A 14,500-nucleotide genomic window follows, 5' to 3' on the forward strand; every position below is an offset into this window, starting at 1 on the left:
ATCCCGCCTGCGCGTCACTCAGGAGCTCCTCATGGCTTCATCCGTGCCTCTCTCCGCTGCGTCGGCTTTTTCTTCTTCCTCCTCCTCTTCGTCCTCGTCCTCTCCATCGACCTAAGCCCTCGTCGCCAGGAAGTCCCTGTCGCGGTGCCCCTGAAGGGATCCGTTCCGAGCGGGGCGCGCGGTGCGCGTGCTGCCCGGATCCCGGGGAGCCAGAAAGCGGGGGGAGCAGAGGGGGAGAAGAGGGTGGGGGCGGTCTTGCTGGTGCCTTCAGCGTTGCACGGCGTTCTCGCCGTCAAGGGCTGCGCGCAGCGGCTGGGCGCGGCGCTGGCGGCCCTAGGGGCCGTCTTCGAACCAGGCCTTGTCAGGCCGTCAGACCTCGCCCGGTACCCGCATCCGCGCAGGAATGTCCTGCTGCCCATGCAAGACACGCCACACATCGATGTGTGGCCCGTGCTCGACGTAGAAGACCAGGTGTGGATAGCGCGTCAACGGCCAGAACCGCAGCTCCGGCAGATTCAGTTCGTGCGCGTACCGTGGTGAGCCGGTGGACGGGTGGCGCGCAATGTGCGCGTAGGCCTCTTCCAATGCGTCGATGAAACCCAGCGCGGCATGCTCGGCATCTTCGCTCGGGTAGTGCTCAATGATCGCGTCTACGTCCTCGTGGGCTTGCGCGCGCGGGACGATCTCCCTGGCTTTCACTTGCGCGCGCTGGCCTTCGGCTTGCCGGCTGCACGAACCCGGTCGCGCAGCGTCTTGAAGTACGCCGCGTCGGCCGGCCTCCCAGGCGCTGACGCGGCCCCCTCGAGCAGCAGGCCACGAAGATGCACACGCTCCTGATCCTTGCGGATCAACTCACGCACGTACTCGCTGCTGGTCCCGAATGCGCGCGTCTCGACTTGTTCGTCCACGAAGGACTTGAGCGCGTCGGGCAGGGAAATGTTCATCGTGCTCATGGCGTGATGATAGATTTGATGGCAAATTTTGGCAAGAATGACCTGAATTGAACCCGAGACGGCGCGATACGCCTCCCGCCCATTGTGTAGGTCTCAGGCGCGGCTCGCTTCGTCGAAGAGAAACAAGGCGGCAGTGGTGGTGCGTGGGGCTGGCTTGCTGGCTCCTTCATCGTGGCACACCGTTCTCGCCGTCAAGGTCTGCGCGCGCCTTGCGGCGCGCTGGCGGCCCTAGGGGCCGTCTTCGAACCCTGACCGCTGCGCTGCGGCGTGCCCGCGACGGTACTGGGCAATCCCGCCCGCAACCGTTCAAGGAGAACGCCATGGCTGCTTCCAGTTTTTCATTCCTCACCGACGCGCAGTTCGCGCAACTGCTGGCCAACGGCATGCCCTCGTGGGCGCAGGCGGAGTTCGATCCGCTGCCGGTGGTCAAGCTGTTCACGCCCGATGCGGGTGCCACCTGGCTGCTCGGCGCGATCGACCCCGGGGACCCTGATATCGCGTTCGGCCTGTGCGACCTCGGGATGGGCTTTCCGGAGCTGGGCTGCGTACGCCTGTCGGAGCTGGCCGGGCTGCGTGGCATGCTGGGGCTGCCGATCGAGCAGGACCTGCATTTCCGCGCCGATCGGCGCCTGAGTGCCTATGCGAAGGTGGCTCGCAGCGCGGGGCGCATCCAGGCCTGAGGCGCGTGGAAGGCCCTTGAAAGCCTGGCCGCCGGCATGCCCGGCGGTTTTTTCTTGAGCGTCCGGGACATGGCGCAAGACGACAGCTCAAGATGGTGAGAGAGGGGCCGGGAGAGGATAGGTCCAAGCGGGAGGGGCTCGCCTGTGTCGGGTCAGGGTATCACGCGGTTCTCGCGTTCAAGGCCCTGCGCGCGCACGTGCGTGCGTGCTCAGCGCGTGCCGCGCGCCTTCGGCGGCCCTGAGCGCTGCGCTGCCGCGTGAGCCCGGGGTGACGCAGGCAATCCCGCCTGCACATCACTCAGGAGCTCCTCATGACTTCATCCATGCCTCTCTCCGCGTCGTCTGTTTTTTCCTCGTCTTCGTTTTCGTCCTCCTCCTCTCCAACGACTCATGCCTTTGCGGCCATGAAGTCCCTGTCGCCGCAGGAACTCGCGGCGAGCGCACCGGCGGTGTTCGCCGAGGAGGCCGCGGCCTGTACCGGGCCGAAGTATGTCTTCATCAGCACGCGCGAGATCGTTCGCGCACTCGGGGAGGCGGGCTTCGCACCGACGCTGGCGGTGCAGACCCGCTCGCGCCGCGGCGACGCGGATCGAGAGGGCCATGCGCTGCACATGCTGCGCTTTCAGCCGGTGGTGCAGTCGCTCTCGCTGAGCGACGTGCTCGGGGAGATCGTGCTGATCAACTCGCACGACGGGCGCAGCGCCTACCAGTTGCGCGCGGGGCTCTACCGGCCCGTGTGCACCAACGGGCTGCTCGCGGCGATCGGCGACTTCGGGCTGGTCCACGTGAGCCATCGCGGCAATGTGGTGGCGGGCGTGGTCGAGGCCGCGCAGCGGATTGCGGGCGACTTCGCACGGGTGGGCGAAGCGGTCGAGGCGATGCGTGCCACCGTCCTTTCGCAGGCGCAGCAGCTGGACTTCGCGCGCGAGGCGCTGGCGCTGCGCTATCCGGGCCAGGGCGAGCCGCCAGTGCAGCCTGCGCAGTGGCTCGAGCGGCGGCGTTTGGCCGACATCGGTGACGATGTCTGGCGGACCTTCAATGCGGTCCAGGAGCACGTGCTGCGCGGCGGCGTGTGCGGCCGCACGGCCACCGGCCGCGCGATGCGTACACGGGGCATCGGAGCCATCCGCGAGAGCGTGCGGCTGAACACGGGCCTGTGGCGCCTGGCGCTCGCGCGCATCGGCCGCTGACGCGGCGGGCCGGAGCTTCGGCTCCGGCCCTTTCCTTCTTGCTTACGACCTCCGACGGACCGCAGGCGCCGAGGCATCTGGTTCGTTTCTTGATGGAGCGGTGATGGAATTTACCTGCGAGCTGTCCATCGATTGTCCCGTGGGCAGACCGTGGGCCTCGCGAACTCTTTCTTTCCAAGCACCGGGAGTACGGACATCAGCATTTTGGAAAAAAACTGGCGGCTTCCGCCCGCGCAGTTGAATGCAAATCTGGCCGCACGAGCGTGGGCAGGCGGCTGGGGCCATGCGTGGATCCTCGATGAGGGTGCGTGTTGCCCGGTCCCCGGTGCGAATGTGCCGCTGTGCGTCGTCGACGCCACGCTCTCATGTTCCTTGATTTCGTCAAACGCTTGCAGGTGACGGTGACATGGCCCCTGCTGCCCGGATCATCCTGCTGGACACTCACACCCGACGCATTCTCGATTTATTGGCCTGCAAGGGCATCTTGCGACCGAAGGATCTCGGCGCCCTTGCGGTGCCCCGCAGCGCATTGGCGCGTCTGAGCGACGCAGGTCTTCTGGAGAAGGTGGGGCGCGGCCTGTACGGCCTGCCCGAACGCTGTGGTTGCGAGCACGAGACCTGGCGTGCCGTTGCGACCCAAGTTCCCCGGGCGGTGCTCTGTTTGCTCAGCGCACTGCAATTCCATGAGTTGACGACACAGCCGCCGCGCCAGGTCTGGATCGCCATGCCGCGCGGCAGCCACACGCCGCGCATCGGGCATCCGCCGATCCGGATGATTCGGGCTTGCGGCGACGCCTATTCGGCAGGCATCGACGTGGTTGAGCGCGAGCAAGTGCGACTGCGTGTCTATGGCGTGGCCAAGACAGTGGCGGACTGCTTCAAGCACCGCAACAAGATCGGCCTGGACGTGGCGCTGGAAGCCCTGCGGACTGCGCGCATGCAGCAGAAGGCCACGGTGGCCGAGCTCTGGCACTACGCCAAGATCTGCCGCGTTGCGAGCGTGATGCGTCCCTATCTGGAGGTGCCTGGATGAGTGGTCATCGCGCCGCGGCGGTGCGAGCTACCCGTTTGTTGTCGCCAAGGTGCGCTTCGACGATCCCGATCCGCTCCGGAGGCACGACGGATAGGGGTGGCACTGCCGGTGTGTTCAGGTCGATGGCAAGCCCCAAGGCCTCCAGCACATTCATGTACGCCCCCATCGTGACCGAGGGCACGCCGCGCTCGATCCTGAGCAGTGTCATGCGTGAGATCTTTGCGGCTTCAGCGATTGTCTTGGCGTTGATCTTTAGCGCCTTGCGACGCGCGTGAATGCGCTGTCCCAGCAAGGCGAGACGGTGGTCCGCTGTGGCAATGAGGACGGGGGACGGGGAGGGCATTCGGTTCTTTGAATCGGTCCAATACGGCTGAATCTTTCCATCGAGCCGGCGTCCCATTGTCTCCTTGTCGCAGGAGGCCCGCGGGAGAGGGATCGGTACGTAGCAGCGAAACCCCTCCCGCCATGTTCGGCATGCCGAACATTGCGAGGGTCATGCAGGATATCTGCCGCAGCCGCGGCAGGCATTCGGATGGATTGCTTGCGCACCTGCCTGAGACAGCGATCAAGGTGATCGCCATCCATCACGGCGACTGCCGTATTGCCTGCTCGCTTTGCGAGCATCTTTTTCCGTGTCGTTCCAAACCTCCAGCGCAAGTCCGGCAGACATGGCCGTTCCGAAAAAGAAGGGGCGTGTGACGCGTCGAATTGACCGGATGGTATCCCGCTGATCCTGAAGCCGTGCGCTGGCTTGTTTTGAACCACGGACCGTGCGAGCAGAGCATGGAGAGGAAGATTGAACGGGGAGTGGAGTCCTTGTGCGGCTATGAGGGCAGGATAGACTGCCGTCAGACATTGTTAACAGCCAAGGCGTTGCGATGACCAAGCCCTCTCGATCGAGCGTGATTGGGACCCGGGTGCCGCCCGAAGCGAAGGCGCGGTTCGCCGCGCTGGCCTCACATCATCAACTCAGCGAATCAAGCTTCCTCTCCAGGCTGATCGACGATGCGCTGACGGTGCACAGTCCGACGGCGCGTATTGCCCCTGAACAACCCGGCTCGCCCGATGCAACGGTCCGTGGTGTTGCGACGGATCGCATCACGTTGCGACTTCGCCTAGAAGACCGCGTATTGGCGGCGGAGCGTGCGAGCGCCCGTGGCATGAAAACAGGCAGCTACCTGGTCATGCTGATTCACAACCATGTCCATGGCTCGGCAGTGATGCCGCCGACCGAACTGGACCAGATCAAGGCCGTCAGCGCTCAACTGGCAGCGCTGGGAAGGCAGCTTCGAATGTTCGGCATGCCGAACACTTGTGCGCAGCCGGTGGCCGTGGAACTGGGCGACGTGGTCGCCATGGTCCGGCGGGAGGTGGAGGCTGCACGTGAGGCGACGGCCGCCGTGGTGCGCCGAAACCTCGTGAGCTGGGAGGCCGTCCATGCCTAGGCAGACCCTGCGTCTGGCGCGAAGCCGTGTTGGACCGTCGACCGGCGCCGAGCGCGACATGGCGTTGGACATCGTGAGCCATGGACGGCGAGGGCCCGGCGGCAAGCTGCGCTTCGGCGCAGACGAGCTCGCACAGATCCGGCGCACGGTGGGTCGCACGCCCGAGGTGATGGTGAAAGTCTCTGGCGGTGGCCGCGACGCCGGCGGCGTCCGGGCGCATCTGGACTACATCGGGCGGCACGGCAAGCTGCCGATCGAGACGGACGAGGGGCTGAGGCAGCAGGGGCGAGGCGCGGCCAGCGAGATCACGCTGGACTGGCAGTTAGACCTGTGCAGGAGCCAGCACAAGCCGAGGCCGACTCCGGGCCAGAAGGACACCCGCGCCAAGCTGGCCTACAACATCGTCCTGTCGATGCCGGCAGGCACACCACCAGAGAAGGTGCTGGCCGCGGCGCGTGTGTTCGCGCGCGAGAACTTCGCGCTGCAGCACCGTTATGCCATGGTGCTGCACACCGACCAGCCGCATCCGCATGTGCACCTGGTGGTCAAGAGCGAGCATGAGTTCGAGCCTGGCAAGCGCCTGTACATCCGCAAGGACACGCTGAGGCAATGGCGCGAACAGTTCGCTGCCTTGATGCGCGAGCAGGGTGTGGCTGCCAATGCGACGCCACGGCAGGTGAGGGGGCAGATCCGAAAGCCGCACAAGGATGCAATCCATCATCGGCTCCGGGCGCTGCAGGCATCGAGGCAACTATCGTCTGACGAACGGGCCAGGTGCCCATCACCGAAGACATCGACCTTCATGCAGACCAAGCTGAGCAGCGTGCTGCGGATTCTCCAATCAGGAGGGAAAGGTCTCGATGCCGGTCAGGAGAAGATGCAGCACACCCGAGGAGAGGTGGAAGCAGACTGGCGCGCAACGGCCGATCTGCTGCGAAGACAGGGAGACGACGAACTCGCCGCGCAGGTGGATCGATTCGTCGCACGCATGCCGACCGTTCAGACCGATGCACGACAACTTGCGGAGCGCTGGAAGGAGCAGGCAAAAGGCCGGACTGCGGAGCGTTCCGTCGCCAGGTGACGGGAATCGCGGGGCCGGTAGGTCTTGTTTCGTGCAGTCCCTTCAGGTGGATCACATCGGCTGCAGCACGCTGGCAATCAGCGAGAGGTGCGTTGGGTAGAAAGCGTAGAAGATCCAGCGGCTGCGCGGCATTGGGATATCGACCTGACTCGCTCCCCAAATCAAGAGCAGCGCGGCCAAGGCAGCGAAGTTGCCATTGATGATTGCGAGCGAGGCCGTCGCCAGGACCCACCCCAGCAGTTGCAGATGGCCAGGCTTGCGCAGGAAGGCCCAGGCGCCCAGGCAACTGAGCAGCGCTGGCCACCAGAATTCGACCATCGCACCACCGAAGACAAAGGCAATCAACGCAGTGCAGCGGCGAAACCATCCACCTTGTCCGAGTAACCAAGCGATCAGCACCGCCAGCAGGAGCGTGGCGAGGATGTTCAAAGGCCACCAGCCCACCAGATGGACGAAGGGAGGTGTGGCCAGCAGTGCAAAGATCGCCAGACGCTTCATGACTCGCAGATGCACACCGGCTGCAAGAGCGTTAGGGCGCGCCAGATGGGCCATGAGCACGAAGCCGAAGAGTGGCATTGCCATGCGCCCCAGAGCGTAGAGCGCAGGGATTGCCTCATGCAGCAGGTACTTGTTGATGTGGTCGCCCGTCATGAGCACCAGGCCCACCCACTTGAGTGCTTCAAGCGAGCCTTCTGAGACCGTCCAGCAGGTTGTTGGCGCCGGTTGTTTAACCCGAGTGCATGCTGTTTGGCTTCGTGACATGACGTGTAGGCTCGGACTATGGCGCGGCTCAATACGCAGGGCGCTGATCGATGCCGTCGTCCCGCAGCTTTTGCCACACGGCGCTGTACTGCGCGGCGAGCGCCGGTACAGTGCGGACGACCAGCACGAGCGGCAATGCCAGGCTGGGCGTGAAGGCCGCCATGTACGAGAGGGGCTGCACAGGCGCGCACGTGGGTGGCGCGCCTTCCGCGAGCGCCGAAGGCAAGAAGATGCAGGAAAAGCCCGCGGCGAAGGCCGCGAACTTCAACGCCGCACTCGGGAGCCGCCTAGAAGCGCTCATGGCTCGGCTCCTCGTGATTCCGTGCCGTGCGCTGACGGACGTGCTGTGGCACATGGTCAGGCCGCCGGTCCGGAAGGTGGATGGATCGGCCCTGTGCCAGCGCGTCAGCCATCCGCTCACGGATCAGCTCCATGAGCCGCTGCTGTCCACCCTGATCGCTGGTCAGGCGCCGGGCGTACTGCTCGGCCAGTCTGAGGCATTGCGCGGCCGCGTGCAGTTCCGGGTGCTCGGCCGGGATCGCGTCGGCCTGCAGCTCTCCGCTGCGCACCTGCTGGGCAGATCGTTCGATCGCGCGAAGGTGGTCCGGCGTTTCGATGCTCCATCGGGTGCGTTGCGCGACCACCTTCTTTTCGCCGACCATTTCGCCATGCTCGTTGTGGGTCGCCACGCGGACATTGACTGGATGGGTACCATGCTGTGTGAGCACGACCTGATCCCCGATGCGCGGCTGCGAAGCCGACTCGACAAGGGCGCGCTCGAGGTCCGCGCCCCAGATGGTGCGATCGCCGCCTTCGGTGCGAAGTTGTACGTAGAAGGACATGCGCGCGCTCGGATCGAACCGGTATGGCGCTGCGGCGGCCGCCATCAGCATGCCTTGGATGCGATGTCTCGATGAGCCATTGCTGCCGGGCACCGATACCGCCTGTGGCGTCGGCTTGCGTTCAGGCTCCTGTGAGGGTTGCAAACCCTTCAGCGCACGTTGAACCTGAAGTATTTCAGCCGGAGTCGGCTTGTAACCGTGGACCTCGATGCCGTGCAGTGTGGCCTCGCGCCACATGCCTTGTCGGAAAGACTCGGTACCCTTGAGCTTGAGCACCCGCCAGCCGCGCGCCTGAGCAATCGCCACGACGCCTTGCAGCGCCGCGCGGTTCTCGGTTCGCACACGGATGCGGTTGCCGTCGTCGATGAAGGCCAGGGTGCGATCCGGGAAGAAGTAGCGATCGTCAATGCGCAGGTAGAGGCGCTCGACCGTATCGGGGACCTTGTGGCGGCCGCGGCCCGCAGGAGGCGCGCTTCCTTCGGCTTCGCCGGCAAAGCCCTGCGAATCGGTGTCTTCAGCGCCGCTCGCGGCTTTGTCTGAGGAGTGGTCTTTGGACATGGGCTTCCTCCGGATGAGTGCTGCACGCTGAACGATCGGGCGATCCGAGGTGCATCGAAGTGATATCCATCAGTCCAGGATCCGTGCCACGAACTCGTCGGCGTGGCGCCGGAGCTCCTCGTCGCTGAGTTTCTCTGCGGGAATCACCACGTCGCCAAAGTCGAAAGAGAAGTCTTCCAGCTTCAGGTCGCGGCCCGCCGCTTCGTTGTCAAAGGGGGTTGGGTTCGCGTTGGCCATTCCCTGCTCAGCACCGGGCGTCGCCGCCCGGGAGTCGCGGGTGGCACAGCCGCGATGATCCACATCCAGCTTCGGCACCGGTGGTGGCGGCAGTTCGCGCTTGGCGAAGAACTTGTCACGAAAGTAGAAGATGCGGCGCGCGAGCACCGGCCGCAGTCCCTCGTAGAACAGGATCATCCGATCCGGTCCAAGCTCCTTGACTTCCTGGGGCAGGAGCAGGCGGCGCGCCTGTTCGCTGATGCTGACCGTCGTCGCCTTGCCGGAACCTCCCGCGCCACCCCACATCGGCCGGCTCACAGTCTTCTGGCGAACGGTACAGGTGCCCAATTCGCGCGAAATCGCCTCGGCGTCCTCGTACTCCTTGGGCGGGAACACGATGCGCGCGGCCAGCATCTTGCGGATCGACTTGGCGCCTTCGATGCCGTACTTCTCGATCAGCTGCGAACCGGACTGGACGATGACGACGGTGCGCACGTTGTAGCCAGGCAGGAAGGCCGTGGATTCGGCGATGACAGGGATGCGGCCGAGGGCCGGGAACTCGTCGAGCATCAGCAGGAGCTGCAGCCGAAGCTCGGGATTGGTTTCCGGGAGTTCCCGCGTCTGCAGGCCGATGGCCTGCTGGAAGAAGAGGTTGAGCAGCGGCTGCAGCCGGGCGATGTTGTCGGGATTGATCTGCACGTAGATCGAGATCGCACGCTTGCGCAGGTCGCGCAGATCGAAGTCGTTGGCCGAGGTGGCCGCATCGATCATCGGGTTGAGCCACAGGTCCAGGCGGCTGGTGAAGGTCTTGCGGATGCTGGAGGCGGTGGTCGGCGCAAGGTCGATCACGTCGTAGAGACTTCGCACCGCCTCCTGCGACAGGGGATAGCCGGCGCGCTCGCAAGCTTCGATCACGCGCTTCCAATGCTTCTGGAAGCCCTCGGCATCACTGGCCATTCCCTGGCGCAGCACCTCGCCCAAGGTGCGCGTGCTGCCTTCGGTCTCGAAGAGGTAGAGCGCGATGCCCAGGAACAGGGAGCGGGCCGACGAGGTCCAGAACGGATCGCCGGCCAGCGGGTCGGGAAAGAGCATCGTGCCGATGCGCTGGAGGTCGTCGATGCAGCGGTAGGGGGACCCGGACACGTAACCGAGCGGATTCCAGCGCGCCGAGCACTCGTGTTCCGACAGGGGATCGAACAGGTGCACCTGCTGACCATGCGCGGCCCGGAAACCTGCCGTGCGCATGAAGTTCTCGCCCTTGATGTCACTCACGATGGCGGAGCCGGGCCAGTTCAGCAGGTTGGGGATGACGACGCCGACACCTTTGCCGCTGCGCGGTGGCGCCTCGAGCTCGACGCCTTGCTGGCCGGGCAGGACCAGGTAGCGACGGCCCAGGTGCCCGAGGATGATGCCGTTCTCCTTGAGGAGGCCCGCCCTCCCGATCTCGCGCCGGGTGGCGAATCGGGCATCGCCGTGCAGGGGCCGGCGCCTGGGCAGCATCGTCGCCCCTACCAAGCCCAGCAACAGGACCTCGGAGGCGAGCAGCGTCGTGACCAGCGCACGCCGTACATCGGGCCGCTCGCCATGGGCCTCCCAGTACTGGCGAAGCGTGAGCAACGAGGCCTCCCGCGTCGGCAATCCCATGGCCATCAGGAAGGCATGGGCCGCGACATACAGGCCGACCACCGCCGCAGCCAGCAGCGCGACCGAAATCCTGAACAGGCTAGGCAAGCCCTCGGAGCTTGGTGCCTGGGTCATACCAGATCTCCTGCACGATGCGCCGCTGCCGGCCGTCTTGCCTGTCTCTCGCACATTGCACGACGATGTCCACGCTCATCTGTGCCAGTTCCACCCCCTCGCGGGTGCTCATGCCGTGGCCCGCCTGGCTGCGCTTCATGAGCTGCGCCAGCGCCACGAAGGCCAGCTCGGCGCTGTCCGCATGCACGCTGGTGATCGAGCCGGGGTGTCCGGTGTTCACGGACACCAGGTAGTCGTAGACCTCCTCGCCCGTGCGCAACTCGGACACGAAGACCCGGTCGGGCCGCTGCCGCTTCGCACTGGCCAGCAACTGGCCGGGCGTGACCTCGGCCTGACCCTGGGCGCCCTGCGAGTAGAAGAGCCTCACGTGATTCGGCTGATTGCGCAGCGAAAGCTCCATGACGTCCTCGATGGTGACGAGACGGTCCTCGGCGGGCACCTCGAGGATCAGTGCTTTGCCCACCGTCGTCTTGCCGGAGCCGGTTGCACCGGAGAGGAGGATGTTCTTGCGCAGCTGGACCGCACGACGCAGGAACGATACGAACTGCATGCGCGCGAGGAGGTCCACCAGTTCCTTGTCTTCGATGGATCGGGGCGTGACATCGGATGACCGGGCTCGCGTCGCGGGAGCGCTGCGTGTCGGCGCGAAGAGGCGCATGCCTTCCAGGTCTTCGAGCGTCCAGAGTGCGTTGGACGGACGCCGGATCGTGATCGAAACGGTCTGCGCGAGCGTCGCGGGTGGGAGCACGACCTGAATCCGTTCGCCGCCCGGCAGGGTGGCGGACAGCAGGGGCTCGTTCGCCGAGACGCGCTGCCTGGTGAAGTTCGCCACGAGCTTGGCAATGGACATGCACCAGTCGAAGCTGGCAAACGGCAGTGCCTCACGGGTCCAGCCAGACTGCCGCTCCACGAAAGCCGCGCCGGGCGCGTTGATGCAGATCTCGGTGACTTCGGGATCGTCCAGCAGGCGATTGAGCGGGCTCAGGAAGAGGGCGAGGGACGAGGGCGGCTCGATGGACTCGGCAGCAGGCGCGGGTTCTCGCATGGCTTGTCCGCCTTCTGCCGCGTGGCCAGGTTCCCGGTCAAGGCGCGGTGGGATCGGTTCGAAGCGCATAGACACCCCTGAAATCCACATCGCGGGCGACCAGAATCTGGATCCGCTCGCCCTGGTTCTTGATGACGGTAGGCGGGATCGCGATGGTGCTGCGCAATACCTCCGTGATGACATCCCGATTGCCCTGGGGGGCGAGCACCACGCCGCCGCCGCTGGCAAGACGCGCGCCGCGCTGCTGTTGAGCGGCGATGGCTTGCATCGTGCCGTCGATCACCGAGATCAGGAGCGCCGCGCCGAAGCGGTCCCAGAAATGGGTGTCCACGAATCCCGGGAGGCCGTTGCGTCCGAGCTCATCCGTGCCCGGGGAGGCCAACTGGACCACCACGCCAGCGGGGGTGCGGGCTTCGTTCCACACGACGAAGACCCGGCCCTGCCCCTGGCGTGGAACGCCGCGCTGTTCGCCGACGTATTTCGTGCCGCGTTCCAGCAGCACGACCCTGCCATCGGCACCGTAGATGTCGCTGCTGCCGATGCAGGTGGCCATGCCTTCGTAGGTGGAATCGATGGCTGTTTCCAGGGTGCAATCGATGAACGTGCCCTTGGGCAGCAGCATGCGCCGCGTGGGCAGCAGCTGGGCTGACACCGCTGGGGTGGAGGTGGGGCGAAGGCTGGTTGCGAGGCTGCTGCCAGCGGGCGTCGGCGAACCGGCATTGGGAGCCTGCAGCGCCCCGATCAACTGCGCCATCCCGGGAACGCCGCCGGGCACCAGGATCGGCTCCGCCGATGCTGGTGGTGTCATGGCTCCTGTGTGCAGCGGCGCCTGCGTACGCCGGAGCACGGGAAGTCCCAGCTGACGCTCCAGCGCGATCTGCTCGGTCGTCTTTGACGGCGGACTCGTGTTGGTCACTGCTGGCGAGGGCGGTGTGAGCGGGCCGGGTGTCATCGGCACCGGGTCTGGCGGAGTCCCGGGAATGGCAATGCGACCCAGCGGCGGCACCTTCATCTCCCCGCCGGCACGAACTGCGCTCGCCTTTCTCGCGGCCTCTTCGGCATCCCGCGTCTTGGTGTACTGCGTGCTGTAGTACCAGAACAAGAATCCGGCGCCCAGCAGGATGATCGTGGCCAGTGCCAGGAAGCCGCTGATACGGGCCTGGATGGAGCGCTCGCGATTGACCGACGGGATGGTGCGCTCGCCACGGATCGTCGTGCTTGTTCCGGCCGCAGGATGCGGCTCGCGCGGTGAATCCGAGGTGCGCCGTGAAGACAGAATCTCTCCGGTATCCGGGTCGATATCGGGTACATCGGATGCCTTCGGTGTCTCGACCCGGGTGCCATGGCGAGGATGGTCCGGAACGCTCATGGACCCTCTCCCGTGATGACGCGTTGCACGCCAGGTGCCGTGGTGTTGGTGGGGGCGCGCGCGCCACTGCCGGCGAAGGACTGATTGACGATGCAGCCGACCAGCTTGCCGCGACGCACCACCAGGCGACGTGCCACGCGGTGGACAACCACTTCGTCTTCTTCGACGTGGAAGTTCAGCAGCGATTCGGAGCCATCGTCGTTCCGGACGAAGAGGGCCGGAAAATCCGAACTCGACCGGAAACGCAGCCGGGTGTGCACGCCATCGTCGTAGGCGCTCACGGGTTTGAGTGAATCGCTGCCGCAGAACCAGTAGTCGGCGTTGCGTGGCCGGTTGACCGTCTCCCGATTCAACAAGGCCTCCGCACGGCGGCGCTCCACTTCCTTGGCCGCAGCGCGGGCTTCGTCCTCCGGATAGACGAAGCGCACCGAGTAGATCATGCGCTTGCTGGCCACGCCCGTGGACGTGGCTGCCGAAACGGCGTAGTCGAAGTGGTAGACCCGTCGATTGGTCAGCACGGTGAAGTTGGTGGAAGCGCTTGGCTCCTTGGGCTTGATGAAGAAGTGATTGCGCTCGGTGCCGACGTCGAAGGCACCGTTGTCACCCGAGCCCAGGTTCACGAATTCTTCGCCCTCAGCGAACTGCAGATGGATCTGGTAGCCGACGTAGCCTTGGAGAATGATCACGTCATCGGCGTTGTAGGCGACCACCCGCACCCGCGCGTCGACCTTGCCGGCCGGTGGCACGGTCGCTGCTGCAGCAAAGGGTGTGGCGAACGCCAGCTCCGCCGCCAAGCCGATCGCGAGTTGTGCACTTCGGCGTGTCATCGCACATCCTGCTTGCCGGGTGCCGCGCCCATCGTGGCGACTTCGGGCTCTCGCCGATATTCCACGACACGAAAACCCAATGGATTGAGCGAGCGCGTCTTGTCGTCCTTCGACGGGCGGACATAGGCGAAATCGATTGTGGAAACCCAATGACTGGCCTGCTCCTCCCCGTTGCCGCCCGCGCGCGTGGAACGGGTAAAGCGCACCTGGGCCAGTCGGTCCTTGCCGCTGTCCAGCTTGAGGAAAGTGATCGAGCGCACCTGCGTGCGAATGGAGGTGCCGTCCTTGTAGGCGTTCAAGGGCGAGGCTGGGTTGTCGGTGGCCCACAGGCTCGCCCATTCCTGGTTCAGTCGCGGCGAGTTCTGGGCGGCGACCAACTCGTAGTCCGCCTCCGCGGTGCCGTAGAAGTAGCGCTCGCGTGCGATCACGTAGTTCTGCAGGAGGTTGCGGGTCACCAATTGCTCGATATCGGCTGTTCCTTCGTAGGTGGGCACGATATCGACGATCCCGCTGCTGCTGTCGACCCGGATGAGAACAGGGACGGGCTGCTTCAGAGGCGTAAGGCCGGCGACGGCGGCGGCCGCGAGGACCGCGATGACAATGGACACACTGGCAACGATCCACGCGACCTTGGCGGAGTGCTCCGCCCGACGCGCGCGGTCGAGTTCCCAGCTCTGGGCCTCGAGCAGATAGCTTTCCGGCGCGGCGTCACGGCGCATTGACTGCTCCCGAACGCGGCGT

16 protein-coding genes are annotated in these 14,500 nt (G+C 65.4%); 5 read left to right on the forward strand and 11 right to left on the reverse strand.

Annotated features, from left to right (window positions below):
• Window positions 1-369 precede the first annotated feature (369 nt).
• Window positions 370-699: a type II toxin-antitoxin system RelE/ParE family toxin gene (locus BMY35_RS33360; RefSeq protein WP_093208678.1), complete on the reverse strand. Its 330-nt coding sequence runs from the start codon at window positions 697-699 to the stop codon at window positions 370-372.
• Window positions 696-953, reverse strand: coding sequence for a type II toxin-antitoxin system ParD family antitoxin (locus BMY35_RS33365; protein ID WP_093208681.1), 258 nt, complete (start codon window positions 951-953; stop codon window positions 696-698). Before BMY35_RS33365 ends, BMY35_RS33360 begins: the two co-directional genes overlap by 4 nt.
• Before the next feature lie 320 nt (window positions 954-1,273).
• Between BMY35_RS33365 and BMY35_RS33370 the strand changes: the two genes are divergently transcribed.
• The 3 genes from BMY35_RS33370 (at window position 1,274) to BMY35_RS33380 (ending at window position 3,856) form a co-directional block, all read left to right on the forward strand.
• Window positions 1,274-1,633 carry a DUF2958 domain-containing protein gene (locus tag BMY35_RS33370; RefSeq protein WP_093208684.1) on the forward strand — a complete coding sequence of 120 codons (360 nt, stop codon included), beginning with the start codon at window positions 1,274-1,276 and terminating at the stop codon, window positions 1,631-1,633.
• Window positions 1,634-2,037: 404 nt separating this feature from the next.
• A complete protein-coding gene (locus BMY35_RS33375; protein ID WP_177213766.1) occupies window positions 2,038-2,823 on the forward strand; it encodes a DUF932 domain-containing protein in 786 nt (261 codons plus the stop codon).
• A 406-nt stretch (window positions 2,824-3,229) separates the two neighbouring features.
• Window positions 3,230-3,856 (forward strand): type IV toxin-antitoxin system AbiEi family antitoxin domain-containing protein, encoded by a 627-nt coding sequence (locus BMY35_RS33380; RefSeq protein ID WP_240652243.1) that lies wholly within the window; start codon window positions 3,230-3,232, stop codon window positions 3,854-3,856.
• A 4-nt stretch (window positions 3,857-3,860) separates the two neighbouring features.
• On the opposite strand, the gene BMY35_RS38035 is transcribed toward BMY35_RS33380, so the two are convergent.
• Window positions 3,861-4,256 (reverse strand): helix-turn-helix domain-containing protein, encoded by a 396-nt coding sequence (locus tag BMY35_RS38035; RefSeq protein WP_256230347.1) that lies wholly within the window; start codon window positions 4,254-4,256, stop codon window positions 3,861-3,863.
• Between the two features lie 478 nt (window positions 4,257-4,734).
• Between BMY35_RS38035 and BMY35_RS38960 the strand changes: the two genes are divergently transcribed.
• Together BMY35_RS38960 and BMY35_RS33395 are read left to right on the forward strand one after the other, a co-directional pair.
• Window positions 4,735-5,301 (forward strand): hypothetical protein, encoded by a 567-nt coding sequence (locus BMY35_RS38960; RefSeq protein WP_240652241.1) that lies wholly within the window; start codon window positions 4,735-4,737, stop codon window positions 5,299-5,301.
• Complete coding sequence (locus tag BMY35_RS33395) at window positions 5,294-6,382, forward strand: relaxase/mobilization nuclease domain-containing protein (RefSeq protein WP_177213767.1); 1,089 nt, start codon at window positions 5,294-5,296, stop codon at window positions 6,380-6,382. Before BMY35_RS38960 ends, BMY35_RS33395 begins: the two co-directional genes overlap by 8 nt.
• A gap of 51 nt (window positions 6,383-6,433) precedes the next feature.
• Here the strand turns inward: BMY35_RS33395 and BMY35_RS33400 are convergent, their stop codons facing one another.
• The 8 genes from BMY35_RS33400 to BMY35_RS33435 all read right to left on the reverse strand — a co-directional run bounded on the left by BMY35_RS33400 (window position 6,434) and on the right by BMY35_RS33435 (window position 14,478).
• Window positions 6,434-7,144: a TraX family protein gene (locus tag BMY35_RS33400; RefSeq protein ID WP_093208690.1), complete on the reverse strand. Its 711-nt coding sequence runs from the start codon at window positions 7,142-7,144 to the stop codon at window positions 6,434-6,436.
• 28 nt (window positions 7,145-7,172) lie between these two features.
• Entirely contained in the window at window positions 7,173-7,445 is a 273-nt protein-coding gene (locus BMY35_RS33405; protein WP_143080796.1) for a hypothetical protein, read from the reverse strand.
• Entirely contained in the window at window positions 7,432-8,544 is a 1,113-nt protein-coding gene (locus BMY35_RS33410) for an LPD7 domain-containing protein (protein WP_093208695.1), read from the reverse strand. Before BMY35_RS33410 ends, BMY35_RS33405 begins: the two co-directional genes overlap by 14 nt.
• 69 nt (window positions 8,545-8,613) lie before the next feature.
• Entirely contained in the window at window positions 8,614-10,518 is a 1,905-nt protein-coding gene (locus tag BMY35_RS33415; RefSeq protein ID WP_093208697.1) for a type IV secretory system conjugative DNA transfer family protein, read from the reverse strand.
• On the reverse strand, window positions 10,484-11,563 hold the full coding sequence (virB11, locus tag BMY35_RS33420) for a P-type DNA transfer ATPase VirB11 (protein WP_240652239.1): 1,080 nt from the start codon (window positions 11,561-11,563) through the stop codon (window positions 10,484-10,486). The genes BMY35_RS33415 and virB11 overlap by 35 nt, the downstream gene beginning before the upstream one ends.
• Window positions 11,564-11,600: 37 nt before the next feature.
• The gene (gene virB10, locus BMY35_RS33425; protein ID WP_093208703.1) at window positions 11,601-12,932 is read right to left on the reverse strand and encodes a type IV secretion system protein VirB10; all 1,332 of its coding nucleotides are present in this window, start codon (window positions 12,930-12,932) and stop codon (window positions 11,601-11,603) included.
• A complete protein-coding gene (locus BMY35_RS33430) occupies window positions 12,929-13,759 on the reverse strand; it encodes a TrbG/VirB9 family P-type conjugative transfer protein (protein ID WP_093208706.1) in 831 nt (276 codons plus the stop codon). The genes virB10 and BMY35_RS33430 overlap by 4 nt, the downstream gene beginning before the upstream one ends.
• Window positions 13,756-14,478, reverse strand: a complete 723-nt coding sequence (locus BMY35_RS33435; RefSeq protein ID WP_093208709.1) for a VirB8 family type IV secretion system protein — start codon at window positions 14,476-14,478, stop codon at window positions 13,756-13,758. The genes BMY35_RS33430 and BMY35_RS33435 overlap by 4 nt, the downstream gene beginning before the upstream one ends.
• Window positions 14,479-14,500 lie beyond the last annotated feature (22 nt).

The sequence above is a fragment of the Variovorax sp. YR750 genome (assembly GCF_900109805.1).
Classification (GTDB): Bacteria; Pseudomonadota; Gammaproteobacteria; order Burkholderiales; family Burkholderiaceae_C; genus Variovorax; species Variovorax gossypii.

Excerpts from the sequence above, each read along its gene's own strand:
- BMY35_RS33395 (WP_177213767.1), top strand. The coding sequence starts at position 5,294 with ATGCCTAGGCAGACCCTGCGTCTGGCGCGAAGCCGTGTTGGACCGTCG.
- BMY35_RS38960 (WP_240652241.1), top strand. The coding sequence starts at position 4,735 with ATGACCAAGCCCTCTCGATCGAGCGTGATTGGGACCCGGGTGCCGCCC.
- BMY35_RS33370 (WP_093208684.1), top strand. The coding sequence starts at position 1,274 with ATGGCTGCTTCCAGTTTTTCATTCCTCACCGACGCGCAGTTCGCGCAA.
- BMY35_RS33430 (WP_093208706.1), bottom strand. The coding sequence starts at position 13,759 with ATGACACGCCGAAGTGCACAACTCGCGATCGGCTTGGCGGCGGAGCTG.
- BMY35_RS38035 (WP_256230347.1), bottom strand. The coding sequence starts at position 4,256 with ATGGGACGCCGGCTCGATGGAAAGATTCAGCCGTATTGGACCGATTCA.
- BMY35_RS33400 (WP_093208690.1), bottom strand. The coding sequence starts at position 7,144 with ATGTCACGAAGCCAAACAGCATGCACTCGGGTTAAACAACCGGCGCCA.
- virB11 (WP_240652239.1), bottom strand. The coding sequence starts at position 11,563 with ATGCGAGAACCCGCGCCTGCTGCCGAGTCCATCGAGCCGCCCTCGTCC.
- BMY35_RS33365 (WP_093208681.1), bottom strand. The coding sequence starts at position 953 with ATGAGCACGATGAACATTTCCCTGCCCGACGCGCTCAAGTCCTTCGTG.
- BMY35_RS33410 (WP_093208695.1), bottom strand. The coding sequence starts at position 8,544 with ATGTCCAAAGACCACTCCTCAGACAAAGCCGCGAGCGGCGCTGAAGAC.
- BMY35_RS33415 (WP_093208697.1), bottom strand. The coding sequence starts at position 10,518 with ATGACCCAGGCACCAAGCTCCGAGGGCTTGCCTAGCCTGTTCAGGATT.
- BMY35_RS33435 (WP_093208709.1), bottom strand. The coding sequence starts at position 14,478 with ATGCGCCGTGACGCCGCGCCGGAAAGCTATCTGCTCGAGGCCCAGAGC.
- virB10 (WP_093208703.1), bottom strand. The coding sequence starts at position 12,932 with ATGAGCGTTCCGGACCATCCTCGCCATGGCACCCGGGTCGAGACACCG.
- BMY35_RS33380 (WP_240652243.1), top strand. The coding sequence starts at position 3,230 with ATGGCCCCTGCTGCCCGGATCATCCTGCTGGACACTCACACCCGACGC.
- BMY35_RS33375 (WP_177213766.1), top strand. The coding sequence starts at position 2,038 with ATGAAGTCCCTGTCGCCGCAGGAACTCGCGGCGAGCGCACCGGCGGTG.
- BMY35_RS33405 (WP_143080796.1), bottom strand. The coding sequence starts at position 7,445 with ATGAGCGCTTCTAGGCGGCTCCCGAGTGCGGCGTTGAAGTTCGCGGCC.